Below are 24169 nucleotides of genomic sequence, written 5' to 3'. Positions count from 1 at the left end.
CTTCTTCTTTTTCAGCAGACGCCTTTCCATCCCTGTCTTTTCCGGAAATGGATTCCTTCCCTTCATTTTTCATATCTGCAATCATTTTCTGATTGGATTTTGCCAGTTTTCTAAGGGCTTTGTCTCGATCAGCCGGCGCCATGACCTGGAATGTAAACTGACCATCACCGTAAACTACGTAGTCCGTATCCACACTGCTCTTCGGGGTATCTTCCTCTTTTTCCCCTTCTTTGCCGTCCTTATTTTTCCCTTTCAGATAATCAGGATTCTGGGATGGACGTTTATCCTGAATTTCCGCTTTTGTTCCACTGTTTTCATCCTTAGAAATCATGCTTACATTGGGATCCAGAATTTCTACTACCACCTGGTTATTTTTGTCTTCCGATTCCAGTTTATGGAATAAATCATCAAAATCCTTATAGGTACGGATTCTTTCCAGAATCTCATCCGTCAGGTTATACTTCTGCTGCTGAATAAGGTAAGGAAGCGGAATCACGCCTCCGCCCCGAACTTCCAGAATCATACTGCCCAAAGGCTGATCCTTGGGGACTGTGAAAGCCAGGTCTTTGTAAAATACCTCGCCCCTATAAGGCGCAAGTCTTGCCCGCACGTAAATCGTATCTCCAGGACTGACAACAGTAGGCGAAGCAGAAGCATCCAGCAGCTGGGCTGTCCGTCGTTCCCCGGTAACCTTCATATCCACTGTAATATCACGAAGTTTATAGGGTTCAAACCGATTCTGTTCCAAAAGGCGGATGACATTATACATTTCATCTACGCTCCGCTCGGAAATATCCTTGCTGGACCAGTACATATTGGAACGGGTAAAGGGTTTCTTCTTTAAATCTTCAGGATAAAGGGTATAGGAAAGAGAAACGGTGCCCTCCCCGTTCCTGTCCAGAGTATTGCTGAGATTATTATACACGGACGTGACGGAAAGCATGGGCAGCATCCGTTCATTCTGTATCATCCTTACATTCAGATCTCCTGTCCTTCCGGTGTCTTCATCCAGTACCTGGGAATGGAGCCGCACGGATTCAGGAATCTTACCGGAAAGTCCGCTGATTCCGGATCCCCTGTCTTCATTCACTTCCCCGATTTCAGCCCCTACACTGCCCAGCTTGAAGGGAATATTCCGGCTGGGAACGACAGTAAAAATATAGGAATTATGCATGAAGTAGCTGGAGCTTCCCTTATCCATAAAAGGATGTCCAAAAGCTACCATATGATCACCGTCTACATAGGTCACCGTACCGATGGCCCCCAGCTTCAAATCACCGGTTACCAGGGTTGCTGATACAGCCCCTCCTGCCTCCAGAGGTCTTGGAGTTTCATCAGATCCGGAAGAGGCTGCCGCATAGGGCACCATGTTAAAGTCCTTCATCCGATCCGTCAGAAAAGACATGCCCGCCGGTGTATAGCCTGATGCCATGAGAGGGGTAGCAAGAGGGATCAAACCGCTTTCCTTCCCCTTTTCCTCTTTTGTGCTGCTGTCAATCGTCCACAGGCGCAGCATATCGGAAATGGGCGTTACCATGCCTATCCTGCCTTCAGACTGAGGAAACCCGTAGGCAATAGCTCCAAGAAGTTTCCCATTAATATACACAGGACTTCCGCTCATCCCCTGGGCAATACCTCCGGTTTCATCAATCAGAGGCCCCGATACTTTGACCAGCACCAGATCGCCTCCAGTGGCTCCCTTATTTTTCATGATACCCAGAACATCCACATTAAAAGTATCAATTTTAGTCCCATGTACCACGGTCTTGGCATATCCATGCATGCCTTCCTTTACCTCAGATACAGGAAGAAATTCTTCCGCTCCCAGAACCGGGGTAAAACAGCTCAAAGCCAGGCAGAGAGAAAGGGCCAGCTTTTTTATTTTCTTTTTTGAAATCCCGTGCATGAAAAACTCCTTATCCGTCAATTGGATTCAATAACAGCCACAGTATCCTGCTTAGTAATCTGCTGTCCCTTAACCACCAGTACTTTTTTCACAATGCCGTCCGCATCCGCTCTCGCAGCGGGTACCGGCCCCACCAGGGAATCCACCGTAGCCAGCACCTGCCCTTCCTTTACGGGCGTATTAATGTCCACCACTGATGTAACCGTCCCTGAAAGAACAGCATTCTGGGAAATTTCTGCAGCTGCAGCAGGAACAGCCATCATAGCTGCTGCTGCGATCAGTCCTGCTTTTTTCCATGTTTCCATGTATATCCCTCATTTCTTTATTGACACCAGGAAAACGATGATTTTTCAGTTAATCGAGTTTCTTTTTCTATTTGAAATCAGGCAGAGAAGAATCTTACATCAACAGCAGATGTTTAAGAAACGTTTGTCTAGAGCATTAGAGAAAGAACTTCGATTCTATAGATAAATCAGCGCTTTTCTGACCATTATCAGTTTTATTTTACCACGGTCTATGAATTTTTTCTTTAAATTTAATGATTTTTATGAGATTCTATGGGGAAATACCAGCCAGAAAGAAAAGTTTCCCTTCAAAAATACCATTTCAACATTCTTAAAAAAGCAAAAAAGTACAGCCGGTTCCCCTGCCGTACTTTTCACATTATGCTGTTTATTTTTTCAGTGCAGATCCTGCAGTGAATCCCTGAAATCATTAATATAATTCAAAGCCGAGCCAGCTCCTACAGCATTGACATAGGAAGGTCTGTCAGCTACATGAGCGGATACACCGATAATTTTGGATATCAGTTCATCCATGCCCCGAAGCTGGGAAGCTCCTCCAATCATCATGATCCCGCTCTCACGGATAGAAGCAAGAAGAGCCGGAGGTGTACGCTGCAGCACATCCCGGATATGGGTAAAAATTTTGTAGAGAATGGGATTGATAGCATTGGCGATATCTTCACTGGTTACCGCAATTTTCACCGGAAGTCCTGATACAATGGAAAGACCGCTTGTCTCCGCCACCCGGGGTGCCCTGTCTAAATCCCAGGAAGCCCCCAGTGCAATTTTCAGACTTTCTGCTTCTTTTTGCCCGATGCGGATATGGTATTTATCCCGAACTGTATTCAGCACAGCCATATCCATGGCATTACCGGACTCAGTAGAAAAATGGCTCACTACAATTCCCTGCCTGGACAGGACAGAAATTTTGGTGGAACCGCCGCCCATGTCTACAATCATGGTGCCTTCCTTCTGGTGAGTTTCCAGTCCCATGCCCATCACTGCCGCCAGCGGCTGGTCAATAAGCACCGTCTTTCTGGCGCCGATAGCTACAGCTGCTTCCAGAAGAGCCCTCCGCTGTACGCTGTTAATGCCGGTAGGCACACACATCATAAGACGGGGATGAAAAAACATGCCTTTCAGATAGGATTGATTCACAATAGAATTTAACAGATAGGCCGTACCATTATAATCCACAATGGCGCTTTCCTTCATGGGATGACTGATATGGATTTCCGGAGGGGTTTTCCCCTCCATTTCTTCCGCCTTGGTTCCATAGGCAAAATACTCCCCTGTAAGCTGATTTTTGGCAATGACGGAAGCTTCAGGGAAAACAAGACCTTTATGCTTGATAAAAAGAACAATATTCGATGTCCCGATATCTACGCCAATGTCTTCAGACCCTAAGGAACCGATCCAGTCTATCAGGGAATTCTGCCCTGATGGAATAGAAAATTTACGGGATGTTTTCTTAGTCCCTGTCGACTCTGACAATGTCTGCTCCTAACCCCTGCAGTTTTTCTACAAGATGATCATATCCACGGTCAATATGGTGAAGTTCTCCTACTTCCGTTTCCCCATGAGCTGCAAGCCCTGCAATGGTCAATGCTGCCCCGGCCCTGAGATCTGTAGCCCTTACAAAAGCGCCTGTCAGGAAAGGTACACCCTGAACAATGGCACATCTTCCCTCCACCTGGATGGAAGCGCCCATGCGCTGCAGTTCGCCTACATGCATGAAGCGGTTTTCAAAAACCGTTTCTGTAATTTTGCTGATGCCATTTCCTATAGTCATCAGTGCCATGAACTGAGCCTGCAGGTCTGTAGGGAATCCAGGATATGGCAGTGTTTTAATGTCTGTGGAACGAATGTGCCCATCGCTGATGACACGGACACTATCAATATCTTTAATCACTTTCACGCCTGCTTCATTCAGCTTGGCCAGAAGAGGCTTCAAATGTTCCGTCAGTACATTATCGATCACCACATCACCACCTACCATGGCTGCGCCAATCATAAACGTACCCGCTTCAATACGGTCGGGAATAACGGTATGAGAAACGCCCTGCAGTTCCTTTACGCCTTCTATGCGGATGATATTGGTACCGGCTCCCTTAATGTTGGCACCCATGGAGTTCAGGAAAGTAACCAGATCTACGATTTCCGGCTCTTCCGCTGCATTTTCAATAATGGTGCGGCCTTCAGCAGTAGCTGCAGCCATAAGGATATTTTCTGTAGCGCCTACGCTGGGAAAATCCAAATAAATGGTGGTACCCTTCAGTCCATGCGGTGCATAGCCTTCAACAAATCCGTTTCCCACATTAATCTCCGCCCCCATGGCTTCAAAAGCCTTCAGATGAAGATCGATAGGGCGGCTGCCGATCATGCATCCTCCTGGAAGAGCAATTTTTGCATGGCCCATTTTAGCCAGAAGAGGTCCCATAATGAGGAAAGAAGCCCTCATTTTGCTCATCAGTTCATAGGAAGCCTCTGTTTTATCCAGCATGGAAGCATCAAAGTTCAGTATATTATCTTCTTTTGTTACTTTGACGCCCAAAGATTCCAGAACACTGCAGATGGTGGTCACATCATCCAGATTCGGTGCATCTACGATAGATGCAGGGGTTGAAGGAAGCAGTGTCGCCACGATAATAGGAAGAACTGCATTTTTAGCACTGGAAACGCGGACATGTCCATGAAGAGGGCGGCCGCCATGAATCACTAATTTTTCCAAAAGGAATCACTCCTGTTACACAAAAACCAAAGGAATCTCATATTCTATCAATCATATACCTTAAGGACACACTGATTGGACTTAGAATCGGATTTCATATACATGTTTATTCAATGTTTTGATGTACGTCTTCATGCATAACGGATGTCTGCACCATCTATGTCGGACGCTGAATCAAAATGCATATGAAAATGCACCAAATCCGTCAGTCATTCCCCTATACTGCAGCAACCTGTCTGTCGGAAACACAGAAAGAGGGAATCCAAACTGCCATTTTTCATGCAGCCCCCTGCCTTTCCGACCCGCAGAACAGGTCCAGCAGACCATTTAAAAAATCAAATTACATGTATCATAGCAAAAAATATATATGATTTCAAGGATTCTATTGCTCCAGACTAGCCGTAACCCGCTTGACGCTTTCCGAGTCTCCCAGGATGATAAGCATGTCGTCAGAAGCCATCTGCATATCCGGATGGGGATTGACATACATTTCCCCTTTTCTTTTAATCGCTACAACAGTGATATTGTATTTCTTTCTTATATCAATATCAAGGATGCTTTTGCCTATCCAGTCCTCCGGCACGTGAATGGACAGGATGGTAATATTATTCTCCATTTCGATATAGTCCACGATGCCTGGAGAAATCAGGTTATGAGCCACCCGGACCCCCATTTCCTTTTCGGAATAGATAACCTTATCCGCTCCGATTTTCTGCAGCATTTTGCCGTGAAGCGGATCCAGCGCCTTTACCACAATTTTCTTGACGCCCATTTCTTTCAAGAGCAGGGTTGTCATAAGGCTTGCGGACAATTCTCCTACAGAAACCACAGCCACATCTGCATTTCCTGCACCGATAGCAGCCAGGTTTTTCTCATCGGAGCAGTCTGCACAGACTACATATCCCAAGGTATCCGATAAATCCTGCACCACATCTTCATCAATATCCATGGCCATTACATCATAGCCCATTTTTTCCAGAGTAACAGCCACACTTTTCCCAAACCGGCCCAGACCGGCAACAAAGAACTGTAATTTCTGACTCATCCTGATAACCTCTATCCAATAACAACATTTTCCTTCGGATACTTGACAGAACTGTTATGATGGCCTGCAAAGGTAACAGCCAGCGTCATTACGCCGATACGTCCGATATACATGGCAATCATAAGAACGATTTTACAGGGAGTATTCCATTCCCCCGTAAGACCCATGCTGAACCCTACCGTACTGAAGGCAGATACCGATTCAAAAAGCGCATTTTCAAAGCTGAAATCCTTGGGCTCCAGCGTGAAAACGCTGAAAGCGGTAATAAAGGTGAGAACCATGGCCAGCGTAAATACGTTGGACGCCTTCACCAGGCATTTAGAATCTACCTGTTTGTGAAACAGCACCACTTCCCGCTTGCCCCGTATCCAGGCATAGAGGGAAAGCATCAGGAGCCCCATGGTAGTAGTCCTGATACCGCCTCCTGTAGAAACAGGAGCCGAACCGATAAACATGAACATCATCACAAAGAGCACAGTAGAGCTCATCATGGAATGAATATCAAATACTGTAAATCCTGCAAGTCTTGAAGATACAGACATGAAAAGAGCACTCTGCCATTTTTCCAGTGTCCCCATATGACCCATGGTTTCCGGATTATTGCCTTCCAGCAGGTAATACACCACCACCCCAAGCGGAATCAGAATGGCTTCCATAGTCAGTATGAATTTACTGTTAAAAGAAAGTTTCGCCCATTTCCTGTTTCTCAGAATATCGTCCAGTGCAAGAAATCCTACGCCGCCGAGGAACATGGTAATAACAATAATGGTCCCTACAAAACTGTCTGCCGCCATACCGGCAAATCCCACATCATTTCCCATGATATCCATACCGCAGTTCGTGAAAGCAGATACAGCATACCAGTAGCCAAGATAAATGCCTCTCACACCGTACTGAAAATACAGATATATTGCCAGGAGAGTGCCGGAAGTAAATTCTACAGCCAGAGTCATGAGGATGATTTTCCGCACCAGCATCACCATACCCGAAGGAGTCTGCAAGTTAAAAGAATCCCGAATCAGAAGCCGTTCCTGCAGCCGGATTTTCCGTCCTGTATAAATACTGACCATGGCCATCATAGTCATAATACCAAGACCGCCTACCTGCATCAGAAAAAGAAAAACAAGCTGTCCGAAAAGGGTAAAATCATTTTTCAAATCAAACATGCTCATGCCGGTAACACTCACCGTACTTACTGACATAAAAAGGGCATCAATAAAAGAAACCTCCCTTGTGCCCGTCTGAGCCCAAGGCAGCATGAGGAGAAAAGCGCCGAACAGCATGAAGAGCGCAAAGCCTCCACAGATCAGGATCCCCCTGTGCATTTTATTTAAAACACGGATGACCATCCTACCCATAATTATGGTACCTCCCTACTCCCTCCATATACTGCTTCAGGGAATGAAAGAAGCAGCCTTCCTTTTCCTGATTCAGGATACTGCTATTATTATACTATGGACAAGCCAAATAAAAAACTGCACCGCCAGCGTGCAGTTTTTTATAAAAAATCGATTTTCCAAAATGATGCGCCGGAAAACACCTTCCCATCATTGATCCGCTTTTTCTGCTTCCCCGCTTTTCAGCAGCTCCTCTGCCTCAGTAGCTGCAATGGCCCCCAGGATATCATGCCTGGTGATAATACCTACCAGTCTAGCCGGGGGCAGGATACCGGAATCCGTAGCGCCGGTCTTTTTCTTTTCTACCACCGGTACCGTTTTCAGATGCTCATCCACCATCAGAGTTGTCACTGTCTCCATATCTGTTTCCGGTGTCACACAGCGAACATCCTTAGTCATAATTTCCGCTGCCGTTGTAGCAAGCAGTTTCCTGAAAGACTTTTCATACCGGCCAAAACCGCAGTAATACAGATTTCCGCCCAGCACATCTACATACTGGGGAATTTTAGGAGTCACTTTCTTATAGAGAAGATCTCCTTCTGAAACAATCCCCAGAAGTTCATTGTCATCTCCTACCACAGGAATGGCACTGACAGGATGGGTAATAAACAGCCCTACCAGCCGATGTACAGTAACATCCGGAGATACGGTAAATACATACTTGGTCATGAAATCTTTGACTTTCAGTGTTTTGGACGGCATATGAACCCCTCCTTTGAAAGACCTTAAAATTCTGTCTGTTTCTACCTATATTTTAACGAATTTTCGGGAAAGGTGCAAATAGAAGAAATGAAACAGGGATGCCTTTGACATCCCTGTTTTAAAAAGTTCAATCTGTACAACGTTGCAGTGAAGAAACACGAACAGCGTAAGCAGAATGCAGTATAGAGATTGTATTTATTGAACTCAAAAAAATAGAAAACGCGATCCCTGAACCGGCACAACAGTGGCACAGTCCATACTCTGCTCCCCCAAAAACAGACCCGGACGGGGAGTCCATTCCTTCTCCGCCAAAAGCTCCCAGCAGTCTACAGATGATAGGGTTCATGGCGAATGATTTTCATGGCCCGGTAAACCTGTTCTGCCAGGATCAGTCTGGCCATCTGATGGGTAAAGGTCATGGCACTGATTGAAATTTTAAGGTTCGCCCGTTTCCGGATATTTTCCCCATTTCCATAGGGACCGCCGATCATAAAGAAGAAATGGCTGGTTCCACCTACCATTTTCTGCTGCAGCAGATCTGCCAATCCCTCTGAAGTAATCGGCTGTCCCTTTAAATCCAGAAGAATCAGGAAATCATCGTCCCGTAGATATTTCAGCAGTTTTTCCCCTTCCTTTTCCATCACTTTCTCTTTCAGGGCCAGCGAAGGATTTTCCGGCATCTTTTCTTCATCCGGCGCCAGGATTTCTACCCTGGCCATGGGGGTAAGCCGTTTGACGTATTCATCAATTCCCTGCCTCATCCATTTTTCTTTAATTTTTCCAATCGTCAGAAAGGTGAATTTCATCAGTTTGTAGACTCCGGTGCCGATGCAAGGAGGACTTCTGTTTCCGTCTTCCGTCCGTTATGTTCATAAGTCAGCTTGATCCGATCGCCCGGTTTATGGGTATCCAGTATATCCCGCATACCCTTAACGGTATCAAAGGTCTGTCCGTCAATAGCCAGAATATAATCGCCGGGACGAATATCCGTAAGACTCACGGGGCTTCTGGAGGCAATTTTCATAACAAGCACGCCACCGTCATGATCCCAGTTGTAACCATACCGCTGAGCAATATCTTTATCTGCCGCATAAACGCCAAGATAAGCTCTTGTTACCTTGCCATCGGAAATCAGCTGCTGGATAATGCCTTTGGCAGAGTTGATCGGAATGGCAAAGCCCATGCCTTCTACCCCTTCTTTAGCTATTTTTGCACTGTTGATTCCTACCACTTTTCCATCGGCAGTAACCAGTGCGCCGCCGGAATTACCGGGGTTAATAGCTGCATCGGTCTGGATAAGTTTAAACCGCTGGTCAATATCGTCAAGACTGCGGTTCAATGCACTGATAACGCCTACCGTCACTGTTCCCTGGAACTCCAGTCCCAGAGGGTTGCCAATAGCAATAGCTGTTTCCCCTACCTGAAGGGCATCGGAATCTCCAAATTCAGCCACCGGCAGATCATCACTGCCGTCAATTTTAACAACAGCCAGATCGGTGGAGGGATCGGTGCCGATGACCTTACCGGCTACTGTCTTGCCGTTGGAAAGGCAGACATTGACTTCCTTACTGCCGGATACTACATGGTTGTTGGTTACAATGTAGCCTTTTTTATCAAAAAGGACGCCGGACCCTACACTCTGTCCTACCTCTACCCGCCGGTTGAACATATCCCGATCATAGACCCTGGTCGTAATTCCCACGATTGCAGGACCCACTTCTTTAACCGCCTGCACAACGGCCGTATTGCGGACAGCCGGTAGGTCTTCCATTTTCTTATTGGTACTGCCGGGCACCTGGTAAGAAGAAGAGGCACCGCTTTTACCGGGAGCAGAGAATCCGCCAAAATAGCATCCGCCTGCTCCGCCTATAATCAGCATGGCCAATGCCAGCGCTGCGATTTTCATTCTTCCGCTGCGGGAGCCCTGACTGGTCTCCTTCATAGCTTCTCCATGTTCTTTCAGTTTTTTATCCAAGTCTTCTCTATCCATAGCAGCCTCCTGCCCCATTGGGAAAATCTTTTCAAATTGTTGTTCACTCATTATAGCACAAGCTATCCATAGACTGTAAAGAAAAGCGCTCCTTTTACCACAAAAAAAGCAGCACTTTCCGAAGAAAATGCTGCTTATCTGGAAAACTTGGCAAACAGGGGAAATGATCAGGAATTTTCCACTACTTCTTCCTGCTTCCGTTCTACCCAGTTCTGGAAATCAATTTTATCTCCCATAGAAACATAGGCCAGCTGTACTGGAAGAGCCACAATACCTCCCGCAATCCGGGCACCGATGTAAAGCCTGTTCCAGCCGTTGGAAACACCAGCTACTTCTTTATATTCAACAGGCATATAAAATGGATGAATGGAAATATAATAATCAGAATTGACAAAAGACCAGGGCACAGCTACCAGCAGTTTATTCTCGCAAATCAGGGCAACCGGACTGTGTACCCGGTTGATTCTCCAGAGAGAGAAAAGAACAACCAGCACGGCCACTGCATAAAAGACAATACCATGATTCAAATCATGCCAGATAGCGAAAATAATGGACGCTGCGCTGAAAATAACATACATCAGAGACAGAAAAAAAATATACAGTTTTGATCGATAACACTCCCATAAAATTTTGCCATACAATTTTTCTTTATAAGTATCCAATATGATTCAGCCATCCTTTACATATAATAAAAACAGCTTTTATCGGAGAGGCTTCCAGGGACGTTTACTTCGGGGCAGACCAAAAACAGCATCATAAATCACCCACTGCCTGGCATCTGCTTCTAAATTCCCGGAAAAGCTGGTTCCTGTCTTTTCCTTATCTTTTATTCCCTGCATCTCCACGACTTCGGGAGTCTTTCTCTTGTCTGCAGAAATCACCGATGCAGAAATTTTTTTGGTCTCTGGTTTCGGCAAAACTTCCACTGTGCGGAAAACTGCCGGCTTTCTGATGCGGGATTCACTTTTTTCCCCTTTTATTTTAGCAGATTTTTGTTTAACTTTAAAGGTTGTATGCCGTTTTTTATCCTCTCCCCGGGCAGTTTCCTCTTTTTTCGGGACCGGAGCCGTATCCTTTTTCCCCCAGGACTGCAGCATCCTTCGGCGCATTCTGCCATAGTCATAGCCCCGGGATGCATCATTATTTTCTTTCATGAGCCCACCTTAAGTTTCTTTCCGGTTTTTCCTGCCGTTTCCGGCAATCGTATCACGCATTTCCGTATCTGCCTCAATATTCTTCAGATTGTAATAGTCCATCACTCCCAGATGACCGCTTCGCAGCGCTTCTGCCATGGCTTTAGGCACTTCTGCTTCCGCTTCCACTACTTTGGCCTGCATTTCCTGCGTGTAAGCCCGCATTTCCTGTTCCTTTGCCACAGCCATAGCTCTTCTTTCCTCCGCCCGTGCCTGGGCAATCTGCTTATCAGCTTCTGCCTGATCTGTCTGCAGCTGAGCTCCTATATTCCTTCCCACATCCACATCGGCAATATCGATGGAAAGGATTTCAAAAGCAGTGCCTGAATCCAGACCCTTTTCCAGTACAGTCTGGGAAATATGATCCGGATTTTCCAGCACATCCGTATGTTTTTCAGAAGAACCTACCGTGGTGACAATGCCTTCCCCTACGCGGGCTATAATAGTAGCTTCCCCTGCGCCACCTACCAGTCTGTCAATATTGGCACGCACCGTAACCCTGGCACGAACCTTCAGTTCAATGCCATTCTTGGCCACCGCTGAAATCGTAGGCGTTTCAATGACTTTCGGATTGACACTCATCTGTACAGCCTCCAGCACATTACGCCCGGCCAGATCAATGGCTGCAGCCTGTTCAAAAGACAGGTCTATCTGGGCGCGATGTGCTGCAATCAGAGCATCCACTACGTTATCCACATTGCCGCCTGCCAGATAATGGGCTTCCAGCTGGTTTACATTGAGAGAAAGACCTGCCTTTGTTCCTTTAATTAAAGGCAGCACGATCATTCTGGGCTCTACACGGCGGATACGCATGCCCACCAGGTTGAAAAGCGAAATAGAGACACCGGCAGCCAGAGCGGAAATCCACAGTCCGATAGGCACAAAATGAAGAAATACCGAAAGTGCCGCTGCCGCAATGACAAGAATTAAAAACGGAAATACCATAAATTCCATAGGTTCCTCCTTTATCAAAACTTTGATATATTCTGACAGAGCTCAGGGAAGGATTTCCCTGACCACCACATAGCCTGCTTCTGCTTTTTCTACTATCACGGGCTTTCCTGCCCGGATAAAGGTTCCTTCTGACAGAGCATCCACCAGATGCTCTTCAATTTTAACTTTGCCTGCGGGCCGAAGAACAGAAACTGCAACGCCCTTCTTTCCCTTCAGCCCCTTCAAATCCAAAGAAGAAGAAACAAATCCCTTATTTCCCCTAAGCTCCGTATGCAGAGTAATTTTCTTCCAGAAACGGCTGCTTTCCAAATGGCCAAGGATAAAATAAAGCACAGCTCCTGCAACAAGCACAGCAAAGGACAAAATATAAAGAGCTTCTGTTCCTCCTCCAAAAGTCAGAAATAAACCGCCCAGAACAAGAACCAGACCGCAAACAATGCCTGCTCCGGACATAAAGAGCAGAATATCAGTGAAAATAAGCACCAGACCGCCAAAGTAAAGAACAAACTCCCAAAAGAAGCTTTTGTCTACATACCAGTTGGCACCGATAAGAATACATCCGGCTGCCGCTGCAGCCAGTGCCCCTCCTGAAAATCCAGCAGTCTTGATTTCCGCCGCAATGGAAATCAGTATCACCGCTGCCAGCACGGTTTCAATTAACGGGTGCTGAATCATAGCCGCCACATCCCTGCCATCAAAAGCATGGACCGGCTCCAGAGTCGAAAGGAAAAACAGCAGGAACAGCAGCAGTCTCTCCAAATGATATTTCATGATCCCGCTCCTTTCCTGCCAATCGGTTTCAAAGGAAATTTTTTTCCTTCTGTTTAAATTATACTATATTACGACACTGTCCCGCCACCATGAGCAGGAAGAACCATTTTCCCCGTCGTGGCCGTATAACCATTCTGCCTGTAAAGTGTTATAATAATGATAAGCAATAAATATTAAATCAGGAGGTGCCTTATGTTTAAAAAAGAAGCGCTTAACATGGCTTTACAATTATGGAAAAAAGGTGGTTTTACAGTACGCTTTTGGGATGGTACTGAAAAAGATTATGGTTCTACTCCGCCAAAGTTTAAAGTCATTTTCAACAAGGAACCCAGCTTCTCCCCTTCTGATTTAAAAGAAGATCTGGACGTGCTGATCGGCTCTGCTTATGTGGATGGTATTGTAGATTTTGAAGGCAGTCTGGATGATATTGTAGCTACTGCCTTTGAAAAAGATCCGGTAGAACTCCCTTACCATCTGGGCGCCCTTCGTCAGAAGCTTCTTAAAGAAGAAGAAAAGAGAGAGAAAGCCAATATTCATGCTCATTATGATTTAGGCAATGAACTGTTCGATACCTTCCTGGATCCTACCCGGACCTACTCCTGTGCCTATTTTAAACACAGCAGTGATACTCTTTATGAAGCGCAGATGAATAAAATTGATCTGTCCCTTCGGAAGCTTTTCCTGCAGCCGGGAGAAAAACTGCTGGATATCGGCTGCGGATGGGGCGAACTCATCATCTATGCAGCCAAGAAATACGGTGTGCATGCATATGGCATTACCCTGTCGGAAGAGCAGTACAAGGCTGCGAAAGAACGGATTCATAAGGAAGGCTTGGACGGAAAAGTAGACGTCATCCTGGAAAACTATCTGGATCTGGACTCCGATGATTACCAGTTCGATAAAATCGTTTCCATCGGCATGTTCGAACATGTGGGTAAGAAATACCTGCCCCTCTATTTCAATAAGGTCTCTCATCTTCTGAAACCGGGCGGTCTTTTCCTTCTCCACTCCATCCTCAACATGGATCCCCAGGAAAAAGAAACAAACAACTGGATGACCAAGTATATTTTCCCCGGCGGCTATGTTCCCGGAATCCGTGAAACTGTTTCCCTTTTCCCTCTCTTTGATCTTCGGATGATTGGTTTTGAAAGCCTTCGCCGCCACTATGCAAAGACTCTTCATGCCTGGGCTGAAGCATTCAATGTCCATAAGGACAGCCTGCCTGCCAAGTATGATGAAAAATTCAAACGCCTCTGGGACATTTACCTCCGGGGCTGCGAATCCGGTTTCCGTACCGGTGTACTGGATGTAGGCCAGTTCATTCTGAGCAAAGGAATCAATAATGACCTGCCTATGACCATGGAATCAATTTATAGTGAGAAATAATATTTAATCAAAAAAAGGACCGCGCTGCGGTCCTTTTTTCATGGGTTCCGGAGGTAAGGTTGACAGGCCGATGGCCGATTTCCTCTCATGATCAAAAAATCTCTGCCGTTCAGCAGAGATTTTTTGAATTGTATTTATTGATTATTTTTCTTCTTTAGCTACCGGTTTAGAGCTGGGGAAGCCGTTTCTCTTTCCGATAACAGTGATGCCTCCCATATAGGGAACCAGTGCTTCCGGTACTTTAATCGTGCCATCAGCCTGCTGATAGTTTTCCATAATGGCTGCTACAGTTCTTCCTACAGCCAGACCAGAACCATTCAAAGTGTGCACAAATTCCGGTTTCGCTCCCGGTGTACGACGGAAACGGATATTAGCACGGCGCGCCTGGAAATCAAGACAGTTGGAGCAGGAAGAAATTTCACGGTACTTATTCTGTGCCGGCATCCATACTTCGATATCATAAGTCTTGGCAGAGGAGAATCCGATATCTCCGGTGCAGAGGCAGACCACATGATATGGAAGTTTCAGACGCTGCAGTACTTTTTCTGCTTCTGCAGTCAGGGATTCCAATTCATCCCAGCTGTCTTCCGGTTTGCAGTACTTCACCATTTCTACTTTATGGAACTGGTGCTGGCGGATCAGTCCACGGGTATCTTTGCCGGCAGAACCTGCTTCTTTACGGAAGCAGGGGGTAAGTGCTGTCAGATGAACAGGCAGCATATCGCCATCCAGGATTTCCCCGGAGAAATAATTGGTCAGCGGTACTTCAGCAGTAGGAGTCATATACATGTTTTCTCCTTCCACCTTGTACATATCTTCTGCAAATTTAGGAAGCTGGCCGGTGCCCTGCATGGATTTGCCATTAATGATATAAGGAGGAATTACTTCCGTATAGTCATTTTCCTTTGTGTGGAGATCCAGCATGAAGTTGTATACTGCTCTTTCCAGACGGGCAGCACCGGAAAGATAGAAATAAAAACGGGCACCGGATACCTTGCCTGCCCTTTCAGCATCAAGAATACCCAGATCATCTCCCAGCTCATAATGAGCCTTAATGGGGAAATCAAACTTGGGAATTTCACCCCAGCGGCGGACTTCCGGGTTTTCACTGTCATCCTTGCCGACAGGTACAGATTTATCTGCCATGTTCGGGATATGAAGAAGCAGTTCATTTAATGTGTTTTCCACATCTCCCAGTTCCTTATCAATGGCTGCAATCTTCTTTCCTACTTCCCTCATGGAAGCGATTGCCGCTGCAGCATCTTCTCCATTTTTCTTCGCCTGAGCGATTTTCTTGGATTCTGCATTTTTTTCGCTCTTCAGCGCTTCCGTTTCCTGCAGAAGTTCCCTTCTCTTTCCATCCAGCTCAAGTACCTTGTCCAAGTCAAATGGATTGTGACGGTTTACCAGGTTCTGTTTTACCTCGTCAGCATGTTCACGAATAAATTTGATGTCTAACATAACGATCTCTCCCTGTATCAAATTTGCCATAAAAGGAACAGCTCATCTCTGCCCTTTCCCGGCATATAAGCGAGGAAATAAAAAAACTTCACCCCTCCATGGGACGAAGTTATCGCGGTGCCACCCAATTTGCAAAAGCCAGCTCAAAGTTTGTATCGGTTACCAGCCGTCCGGTTCTTCACCAGCCGCTCCTGAGTGGAAACTTTTCCTTCTGCCAAGACTTTCACCAGCCGTCTTTTCTCTAGAGGCATAGGGAAAAGGTATTCTCTTTCCCTGCGTTGTTCTTATTATAGCGCCCGTCTCATTTTTTGTAAAGACAGGATATGAGGGAAGAAAAGGTGCAGAGCAGGCAGCAATGTCACCAAAAGCTGCCGGTAACCACAAAGAAGCATAAAGTGAAAAATGATATTTATTTATGCTTTACTGCATTGCAAAACCCGGAGAATGTCTCTCCGGGTTTTTATCATTCATGATTCATGAATTTTATCATACCAGGCATCTGCCAGTCTGCCGTATTCTTCCATGGAGAAAGTTTCGCCTCTCCGTTTTCCGTCAATGCCCGCTGTTTCCAAAACGGCAGGAATCCAGTCAGAGGGAATACCGCCGGATTTCATGGCGTTGGTAAAAACTTTCCGGCGCTGGCCGAAGCCCATTTTAACTAAAGAGAAGAAGAGTTTCCTGTCTTTCACTTCTACCGCCGGTTTTTCTCTCCGCCGCAGTTTTAAAACGGTGGAAGTCACCTGGGGACGAGGAATAAAAGCAGAAGGCGGTATGTCCAGGACCCGTTCGGCGGTACAGTCAAAATTAACTGCCAAAGTCAATGCACCATAATCTTTGGATCCCGGTTCTGCCAGAATCCTGTCGGCCACTTCTTTCTGCATCATAAAAACGAAGAGAGAAATGGGAAGGTCTGACTGGATCAGGGACAAAAGGATAGGCGTGGTAATATAGTAAGGCAGATTAGCTGCACAGCGCCAGTCCCTGTCTCCCAGGATAGTTTTCAGATCCGCTTTCAGTACATCCTCATAAATGATATGAATATTGTCATAATGCTCCAGGGTATGGGAAAGTACTCGTTCCAGACTTTTATCCAGTTCAAAGGCCGTAACCTCTGCACCGGTTTCTGCCAAAGCCTGGGTCAGTGTGCCGATGCCGGCACCGATTTCCATGACAGGAACACCTTCACCCAGTTCCGCTGCATCGGCGATGGCAGCCACCACATCGGGACGAATGAGAAAATTCTGCCCCAATTTATGCTTGGCATGGATGCCAAAGCGCTTGATGACATACTGCACTACCTGCCGGTCTGCAAGATTGGCCTCTTTCATTTTGAGTCCTCCCGGCACATTTGCAATGCCTGATCCCATTCATCACGGGTAATTCCATAATGATTCAGTCTTTTTACAAACTGTTTGGCATTGCCATATCCGATGCCAAGCAGAGCCCCTACCCGGGCTCGTTTCTGGGAAGAATCCGGCTGTCCGGAAAGCCCGGCAGTAAAAAGATCCTCCGTAGAAAAAAGTCCTGAGTCCTCCTGATATAAAATCCGGAGTTTCTCAAGCGCTTTTCTGATAGAATCGGGAGAAGCGTCTTCTATGCCCACATCATCGGCCGTTGATGCCTCAGACTTGGGAACAAAGGCATGCAGCGCCTTTGGAAACATTTTGGAAAGACGCTGTCGGATTCTCTCTCCAGGCCCATCAGGATCGGTCAGGATAATGATTCCCCTTTTTTCATAAGCGCAGCGGATCTCATCGATGGTCTTCTTTTTCAATGCAAAACCACCGGTGGCGATCATATCAGCATCCACTGCCATGCCCACCCGGGCGATATCCGATTTTCCTTCTACAACAATGACCTGCTTAATCATAAATCAGTCTCTTGCTGCATAACCGATGCCGCGGACTGTGTGGATGTATTTCTTTCCCACTTTTTCATCAATCTTGCTCCGCAGATAACGGATGTATACGTCTACAATATTTGTTTTCCCTGCATAGCCGTATCCCCATACTTTCTCCAGGATTTCTTCACGTTTGATTACGCGGTTCTTATTTTTAGCCAGGAAAAGAAGAAGATCAAACTCCTTTTTCGTAAGATCAATCACTTCATCCCCTGCCCGTACTTCATGACGATCCGGATAAATGGAAAGATCACCGATGGTAAATGCGGGATCTACAATAATTTTCGGTTCTTCATGACGGCGCAGTGCTGCATGAATCCTTGCAATCAGCTCTTTGGTCGCATAGGGCTTTGTCATATAATCATCTGCTCCTGCATTGAGAGCATTGACTTTAGCATCCACACTGGAATCCGACGACAGATAAATAATGGGAATTGGGCTGATTTCTCTGATCTTTCCAAGAATTTCGTGTCCGTCCTTCATCGGTTCATCAGGATCAAGAACAACAATATCCGCCTGCCTCTGTCCGGCAAGATCCACAGCTGAATCTCCTGTATTATCAATCAGGCTGGTAAATCCGGCCTCTTCCAGCTTAAGCTGCATAAAACGGCTCACACTGGCATCATGTTCAATAATTAATACGCAGTTTCTCATAGGGTACCTCCCAAAAAAGCAAAACACAAATAAAAAAGCTGCCCTGTTATTATTGTTATTATTAGGAATGAATTTATTATTGTTATAATTCCTTTGATGCAGCTGAGATAAGTTCTTTTGATGAACTTAAACTTTCTATAATCATCATACCATGAGATTTGTTGATTTCAAGTGCTTTCTATAAAAAATAAAAGAGTTTTGTTAAATACTATTTAATGATTCCTTCAATATTATAAATCAAACTCATTCTATATTTCTATGAAAATCAAAAAATATACGTATTTATCTTGCTTTTTCCAGTTATCCAGCCCAATGGCTTTTATTAAATAATAATGTGAAAAATGCATTGTACCTATACCCCCTATAGGTATAAAAGTTTTCTATTATTGGTGTTGAATTAGATTAATATATATGTCCAATGTACATTTACTAATAATTGTTTCATTAGTTACAAATTGATATAATAAGTGCAATAAGTGATAAATTTCAAACTTTTTTCTTTCCCCTTGTGGGCTTTTTTTCATGCAGATGCCTTCTTCTATTGCAGGCCATTGTATAATGGAGGCAGTATTGATTTGTTGGCAGACACGTAGTATATCATAAAGGAGAATACATTTATGCACCAGTATGTTACATTTATCGGTGGATTTCCCATCCGCTTCTACGGTATTTTCTTTTCTTTAGGCATCATATTCGGCTGTATTATGGCCTATTATCTTTTGAAGAAAGACGGAAGAGGCTGGCATGAGTGCATGTTCGACTTGGGACTCACTATTGCTTTTATCGGTATCATCGGCGGCCGCCTGTGGGATGTCTTTTTCTTTGACTGGGATTATTACCATAACCATCTTCTGGAAATCCCCTATGTTTGGCAGGGCGGCATGGCAATTCAGGGTGGTGTCATCTTTGCCTGCATTGCCGGATATGTTTTTCTAAGGAAGCGGCATATTCCAGCGCTGCAGTTTGCCGACATCATTGCCCCGGCCATCATCTTCGGCCAGGCTATCGGACGTATTGCCAACTTCATGAACGGCGATGCCTTCGGCCACCCTACCGGTGCTGATTTTGGTATCCTCTATCCTTCCACCACCCTTGCCTACCACACCTATGGTGCCCAGCCCCTGTGGCCAGCAGAAGTATGGGAATGCCAGGGCGATCTCATTATCCTTGGCCTCCTCCTCTGGTATTCCTGCTTCAAACATGCCAGAGGCACTACCTTCTGCCTCTACATTATGCTGTACTCTCTTCTCCGTTTCTTCCTGGAATACTTCCGCGGCGACTACGGTACACTGGCCTTTGGCCTGAAAAGCGCCCAGCTCACTGCTCTGGCCGGATTTACAGGGGCAGCCATTGTATTTATTTACTTCTCCATCCGTTACAGAAAAGATAAAGAGGAAGTCAGCCAATAATTCTGCTGCGAATCATACATAAAAAATGCGCCCTCAAAAAGAGAGCGCATTTTTATTATTTACATCCAATTCCAGCAGCAGAAAAAGGAAAATAAAACACTATCTTCAGTCCTTTAGAAACAGTTCCAACTGTCTACCAGTCCATCAAGCCGATCTATCTCAAACTGTTCTTCCAATTTTAGAAAAGCAGGAAGATGCATGGGATTTTCATGGAAGCCAAAAAGGTGGGAAGAGCAGCGGCAGTCGGTGCATCCAAAGCCTGGTATGCTCCATGGAGCTATCTTTTCCACTGCCCCAGCCAGCCGGTGTTCCAGGTCATCAGCGGTACGAATGGGAATAGCACCTGCAAAGCGGCAGGCTCCCCTGAAATAGTCCATGTGCCAGTGACGTCCTTTCCGCAGTGCTTTGTGGTGCGCTATCCGCTGATCCAGGTTTTTTCGGGCAGAGCCTACATACACATAATATCCTTTGGGAAATTGAATATCCCCCAGACTTCCCACTGCTATGGTTCTGTCTTCATCCAGAGAAAGCACGATCATATAGTCACCGGCATTTCCCATTTCCCTGTCCAGTACTTCTTTAGACGAGGGAATCAGTCTTACCCTTTCCGGCATAAGAAATTCTTTTGTCCATGGAATGACGCAGGCTTTCCAGTCAAGCACATCCATACCTCTTCGAAATTCTTCCGCAAATGGAAGATCCGTATGGTAATCAGGCAGGAACCACTGAGCATCCCCATAATGCACAAGTACAAGGAGGCCTGCATGTTCTCCATTCTTTCCCATGTCCACCAGATGGGTCAGATGCTTCCTTCCCCGTTCCGTAGGAGCATCGGGAAACATGGCTCCTTTCTTTCCTGCAAGACTGCAGGATTTGACTTCCACCGGAAAGGTTTCTCCCGTTTCCGCATCACCCAGGAGCAGGTCGAAACGGCTGTCTCCCATGGTGACTTCCCGGCCTGCCAGAAAATAGTTCTCCCATCCAGGAATCCTGCCATGACTCACCAGATCAGCAGCCACATCGTTTGCCCGGGTAGTATCCAGGTAAAAAACATGATTTCCTTTTTCACACCCGATAACCCGATAGGCAGTACGAAGCCCCTTCCTGTTAGGCGTGAGATAGAGTTTAACTCCAGGAAAAAGAAGCTCCTTCATTCGGCCTGGATTGGGCATATGGCAGAGCACCTTTTCTCCCAATACCTCCGCATGACATACAAACCGGTTCGGACGGTCAAGGAATTTCCCTTCCACGATTGTTTCATAGATTTTTTCCATGATCCTTATAAAAAAGACCGGCCTTATGCCGGTCTTTTCCCTTTCCTCTGTTATACATTAAAGCGGAAATAAGCAATATCTCCGTCCTGGATAATATAATCCTTTCCTTCAACTCGGAGAAGTCCCTTTTCACGGACCGCATTAAAGGAACCGCAGGCCATGAGATCATCATAAGAAACGATTTCTGCACGGATAAAGCCACGTTCGATATCACTGTGGATCTTTCCTGCCGCCTTGGGCGCCTTTGTTCCTGCCTTCACCGTCCAGGAACGGCATTCATCCGGTCCCACGGTAAAGAAGTTAATTAGACCCAGCATGGAGTAGGCTGTACGGATCAGGCGGTTCAGCCCCGGCTCCTCTTCTCCCAGATCTGCCAGGAAAGCTTTCGCTTCTTCTCCATCCAGTTCGGACACTTCTTCTTCGATTTCTGCAGAAATAGGAACCCATTTGGCTCCTTCCTTCTCTGCTTCTGCACTGGCGGCCTGTACATACTTGTTAGCCAGAGGATCGGCAATATCGTCTTCTGCCATATTAAGTACGTAGAGTACAGGTTTTAAGGTAATAAGATTCAGTTCCTTCAGGATTTCCAGATCATCTTCCGAAAGATCCAGAGCCCTGGCCGGAGTGCCATTCTGCAGTGCATCATATACTCTTTCCAGTACCGGTAGATCTGCCTTGGCCTGTTTGATACCGGCCTGGGCCAGCTTGGCTGTCTTAGCCTTTTTCTTATCTACGCTTTCCAGATCTGCCAGGCACAGTTCCGTATTGATAATGTCCATATCACGCACCGGATCAATGGAACCTTCCACGTGGGTAATATTGCCATCTTCAAAGCAGCGTACCACATGGGCAATAGCATCCGTTTCACGGATATGGCTCAAAAACTGATTTCCCAGACCTTCTCCCTTGGACGCACCTGCCACCAGACCTGCAATATCTACAAATCGGGTAAAGGCCGGGGTCGTTTTCTTTGGTTTGAACATGGCAGCCAGATCATAAATACGGTGATCCGGTACTTCTACCACACCCACATTCGGTTCAATGGTGCAGAATGGGAAATTGGCCGCTTCCGCACCAGCTTTGGTGATGGCATTGAATAGGGTACTCTTTCCTACATTTGGAAGACCTACAATGCCAATCTGCAGATTTGTACTCATGAAAACTCCTTACAATCTTACTTAAACAGGCAGAAATCTACCTTTCCTCACAAAAGATACATCTTTCCACAGTCGGATGATCGCTCTTTCTAGAAAGGTAGATTTTCTACACCTTAAACCATTTTATTTAGACAGCTTCTTTACAGCTTTCTTCAATCTTTCCACAGCTTCCTTTGTCAGTTCCGGTGTGTTAAAGGAAGTAAGGCGTACGTAGCCTTCTCCGCAGGGGCCAAATCCCGAACCAGGGGTGCAGATAATCTGTGCCTCATTGAGAAGATAATCAAAGAATTCCCAGCTTGTCATTCCCTTCGGTACAGAAAGCCATACATAGGGGCTGTTTACGCCGCCGCATGCAGAAAGACCTGCTTCTTTCACGCCATCAAGAATCACTCTGGCATTATTCCGATACACATCCAGTGTCTTCTGGATCTGCTTCTGTCCTTCTTCTGTATAAATAGCTTCTGCACCACGCTGCACGATATAGGAGCAGCCGTTGAACTTGGTGCACTGGCGGCGGTCCCAAAGAGCATTAGCTGATACTTTTTCGCCGGACTTTGTTTCCAGCATCAGTTCCTTCGGTACGACGCAGTAGCCGCAGCGAACACCGGTAAATCCGGCTGTCTTTGAGTAGGAACGGAATTCGATGGCTACCTCTTTAGCTCCTTCGATTTCATAAATGCTGTGAGGAATATCATCTTCCGTAATAAAGGCTTCGTAAGCTGCATCAAAGAAAATGACCGATCCCGTCTGCTTTGCATACTTCACCCACATGGTAAGGTCCTTTTTATTCAGAGCTGCACCAGTAGGATTATTAGGAGAACAGAGATAAATGATCATGGGGTCATGAGAAGGCAGATTGGCTTTGAATCCGCATTCTTCATAGCAGGGAAGATATTCCAGACGTTCATAGGAGCCATGCACAAATTTACCGCTCCGTCCAGCCATGACATTGCTGTCCACATAAACCGGATACACCGGATCTGTAACAGCTACAATGTCCGATTCTGCAAAAATTTCCTGCATATTGCCTGTATCGCACTTAGCACCGTCGCTGACGAAAATTTCATCAGGGCTGATATCGCATCCTCTGTCCTGGAAATCATGCTTAGCAATAGCTTCCCTAAGGAACATATATCCCTGTTCAGGCCCATAGCCGCGGAATGTTTCCATATGAGCCATTTCATCCACAGCCTTATGCATAGCTTCAATGACTACCGGAGCCAGCGGCTGAGTCACATCACCGATGCCAAGAGAAATAATATCTGCATCCGGATGGGATTCTTTATAGGCATTCTGCTTCTGCCGAACAGTAGCAAACAGATAGGCTCCCTGAAGATTTAAATAATTTTCATTACAATGTGCCATAAAACATCGCCTCTCATATATACAATTTTCTTTTGCTATGGGAAATCAAGATGACTTTTATATTTTAACATACCCCATAATGTTTATCAAAAATGATTTTCAAATCTGCCGGAGCCGTTTTCCGTTACCTGTGTCAACAGCGGGCCTGCACACAGAGACAGCAATCAAAGAGAAGATAGCTCATATGAGCCAATGTTTTCCCTGCATGCTTTCATCAATTTACCATACCTGCTTTTAATGGACCGCTTTCGTTAAACCGTGTACTTTTTCCTGCTCCTTTATATAAAGGTAAGCCATGATTTTTGAAAAAGCAGAAAAAATTTTGGACCTCTAATATTTTCTTATGCGCAACTGCGGCGGCTTCTCTTTAACAGGCCTTAACAACCCGGGGAAAACAAAGATGCGATGTTCAAATCCTGCTCCTACTTTCCTTTCTTCCTTCGCCCATCGCAGCAGAAAAGCGGTTACCCCACGAAAAAACTCCCCTGAAAGGGGAGTTTTTCTGTCAAAGAAAAGATTATAAATCTTTGTACAACGGATATTTTTTGCAGAGAGCAGCTACTCTGTCTGCGCAGGCAGATTTAATAGCA

General features: G+C 45.8%; 22 protein-coding genes. 2 read left to right on the top strand and 20 right to left on the bottom strand.

The window, feature by feature from the left end; genetic code table 11:
* From ACI4N7_RS05370 to ACI4N7_RS05310, 13 genes are all read right to left on the bottom strand, one after another.
* Positions 1–1906: SpoIVB peptidase S55 domain-containing protein (locus ACI4N7_RS05370; RefSeq protein WP_439732337.1), on the bottom strand; the 1906-nt coding region annotated here is incomplete at its 3' end.
* 17 nt (positions 1907–1923) lie between these two features.
* Positions 1924–2211, bottom strand: a complete 288-nt coding sequence (locus tag ACI4N7_RS05365; RefSeq protein WP_439732336.1) for a hypothetical protein — start codon at positions 2209–2211, stop codon at positions 1924–1926.
* Between the two features lie 375 nt (positions 2212–2586).
* Positions 2587–3684, bottom strand: a complete 1098-nt coding sequence (locus ACI4N7_RS05360; RefSeq protein ID WP_439732335.1) for a rod shape-determining protein — start codon at positions 3682–3684, stop codon at positions 2587–2589.
* Entirely contained in the window at positions 3662–4921 is a 1260-nt protein-coding gene (gene murA, locus ACI4N7_RS05355; RefSeq protein WP_439732334.1) for a UDP-N-acetylglucosamine 1-carboxyvinyltransferase, read from the bottom strand. Before murA ends, ACI4N7_RS05360 begins: the two co-directional genes overlap by 23 nt.
* Positions 4922–5303: 382 nt before the next feature.
* A complete protein-coding gene (locus ACI4N7_RS05350; protein WP_439732333.1) occupies positions 5304–5966 on the bottom strand; it encodes a potassium channel family protein in 663 nt (220 codons plus the stop codon).
* Positions 5967–5977: 11 nt separating this feature from the next.
* A complete protein-coding gene (locus ACI4N7_RS05345; protein ID WP_439732349.1) occupies positions 5978–7225 on the bottom strand; it encodes a TrkH family potassium uptake protein in 1248 nt (415 codons plus the stop codon).
* 288 nt (positions 7226–7513) lie between these two features.
* Positions 7514–8065 carry a CBS domain-containing protein gene (locus tag ACI4N7_RS05340; protein WP_439732332.1) on the bottom strand — a complete coding sequence of 184 codons (552 nt, stop codon included), beginning with the start codon at positions 8063–8065 and terminating at the stop codon, positions 7514–7516.
* A gap of 326 nt (positions 8066–8391) precedes the next feature.
* Entirely contained in the window at positions 8392–8871 is a 480-nt protein-coding gene (gene rlmH / locus ACI4N7_RS05335) for a 23S rRNA (pseudouridine(1915)-N(3))-methyltransferase RlmH (protein WP_439732331.1), read from the bottom strand.
* Positions 8871–10055: a S1C family serine protease gene (locus ACI4N7_RS05330; RefSeq protein WP_439732330.1), complete on the bottom strand. Its 1185-nt coding sequence runs from the start codon at positions 10053–10055 to the stop codon at positions 8871–8873. Before ACI4N7_RS05330 ends, rlmH begins: the two co-directional genes overlap by 1 nt.
* A 167-nt stretch (positions 10056–10222) precedes the next feature.
* Positions 10223–10633 (bottom strand): hypothetical protein, encoded by a 411-nt coding sequence (locus tag ACI4N7_RS05325; protein WP_439732329.1) that lies wholly within the window; start codon positions 10631–10633, stop codon positions 10223–10225.
* Positions 10634–10756: 123 nt separating this feature from the next.
* Positions 10757–11209, bottom strand: a complete 453-nt coding sequence (locus ACI4N7_RS05320) for a hypothetical protein (protein WP_439732328.1) — start codon at positions 11207–11209, stop codon at positions 10757–10759.
* A 9-nt stretch (positions 11210–11218) separates the two neighbouring features.
* Positions 11219–12202: a flotillin-like protein FloA gene (floA, locus tag ACI4N7_RS05315; RefSeq protein WP_439732327.1), complete on the bottom strand. Its 984-nt coding sequence runs from the start codon at positions 12200–12202 to the stop codon at positions 11219–11221.
* Positions 12203–12244: 42 nt separating this feature from the next.
* Positions 12245–12973, bottom strand: coding sequence for an NfeD family protein (locus ACI4N7_RS05310; RefSeq protein WP_439732326.1), 729 nt, complete (start codon positions 12971–12973; stop codon positions 12245–12247).
* Between the two features lie 192 nt (positions 12974–13165).
* Here ACI4N7_RS05310 and ACI4N7_RS05305 point away from each other — a divergent pair, with 192 nt between their 5' ends.
* Positions 13166–14359 (top strand): class I SAM-dependent methyltransferase, encoded by a 1194-nt coding sequence (locus ACI4N7_RS05305; RefSeq protein WP_439732325.1) that lies wholly within the window; start codon positions 13166–13168, stop codon positions 14357–14359.
* A 141-nt stretch (positions 14360–14500) separates the two neighbouring features.
* On the opposite strand, the gene serS is transcribed toward ACI4N7_RS05305, so the two are convergent.
* The 4 genes from serS to ACI4N7_RS05285 all read right to left on the bottom strand — a co-directional run bounded on the left by serS (position 14501) and on the right by ACI4N7_RS05285 (position 18374).
* Positions 14501–15820, bottom strand: coding sequence for a serine--tRNA ligase (gene serS / locus ACI4N7_RS05300; protein ID WP_439732324.1), 1320 nt, complete (start codon positions 15818–15820; stop codon positions 14501–14503).
* A gap of 467 nt (positions 15821–16287) precedes the next feature.
* Positions 16288–17148, bottom strand: coding sequence for a 16S rRNA (adenine(1518)-N(6)/adenine(1519)-N(6))-dimethyltransferase RsmA (gene rsmA, locus ACI4N7_RS05295; protein WP_439732323.1), 861 nt, complete (start codon positions 17146–17148; stop codon positions 16288–16290).
* On the bottom strand, positions 17145–17690 hold the full coding sequence (rnmV, locus tag ACI4N7_RS05290; protein ID WP_439732322.1) for a ribonuclease M5: 546 nt from the start codon (positions 17688–17690) through the stop codon (positions 17145–17147). The genes rsmA and rnmV overlap by 4 nt, the downstream gene beginning before the upstream one ends.
* Positions 17691–17693: 3 nt before the next feature.
* The gene (locus ACI4N7_RS05285; protein WP_439732321.1) at positions 17694–18374 is read right to left on the bottom strand and encodes a response regulator transcription factor; all 681 of its coding nucleotides are present in this window, start codon (positions 18372–18374) and stop codon (positions 17694–17696) included.
* Between the two features lie 617 nt (positions 18375–18991).
* On the opposite strand from ACI4N7_RS05285, the gene lgt reads away from it, so the two are divergent.
* Positions 18992–19783 (top strand): prolipoprotein diacylglyceryl transferase, encoded by a 792-nt coding sequence (lgt, locus tag ACI4N7_RS05280; protein ID WP_439732320.1) that lies wholly within the window; start codon positions 18992–18994, stop codon positions 19781–19783.
* Between the two features lie 113 nt (positions 19784–19896).
* On the opposite strand, the gene sfsA is transcribed toward lgt, so the two are convergent.
* The 3 genes from sfsA to ACI4N7_RS05265 all read right to left on the bottom strand — a co-directional run bounded on the left by sfsA (position 19897) and on the right by ACI4N7_RS05265 (position 23579).
* Complete coding sequence (gene sfsA / locus ACI4N7_RS05275) at positions 19897–21057, bottom strand: DNA/RNA nuclease SfsA (protein ID WP_439732319.1); 1161 nt, start codon at positions 21055–21057, stop codon at positions 19897–19899.
* 50 nt (positions 21058–21107) lie between these two features.
* On the bottom strand, positions 21108–22214 hold the full coding sequence (gene ychF, locus ACI4N7_RS05270) for a redox-regulated ATPase YchF (RefSeq protein ID WP_439732318.1): 1107 nt from the start codon (positions 22212–22214) through the stop codon (positions 21108–21110).
* A gap of 123 nt (positions 22215–22337) precedes the next feature.
* On the bottom strand, positions 22338–23579 hold the full coding sequence (locus tag ACI4N7_RS05265) for an LL-diaminopimelate aminotransferase (RefSeq protein WP_439732317.1): 1242 nt from the start codon (positions 23577–23579) through the stop codon (positions 22338–22340).
* Positions 23580–24169: the final 590 nt, after the last annotated feature.

It is taken from the genome of Dialister sp., assembly GCF_051885895.1.
Classification (GTDB): Bacteria; Bacillota; Negativicutes; order Veillonellales; family Dialisteraceae; genus Dialister.
This window is presented reverse-complemented; position numbering and strand designations above follow the sequence as displayed.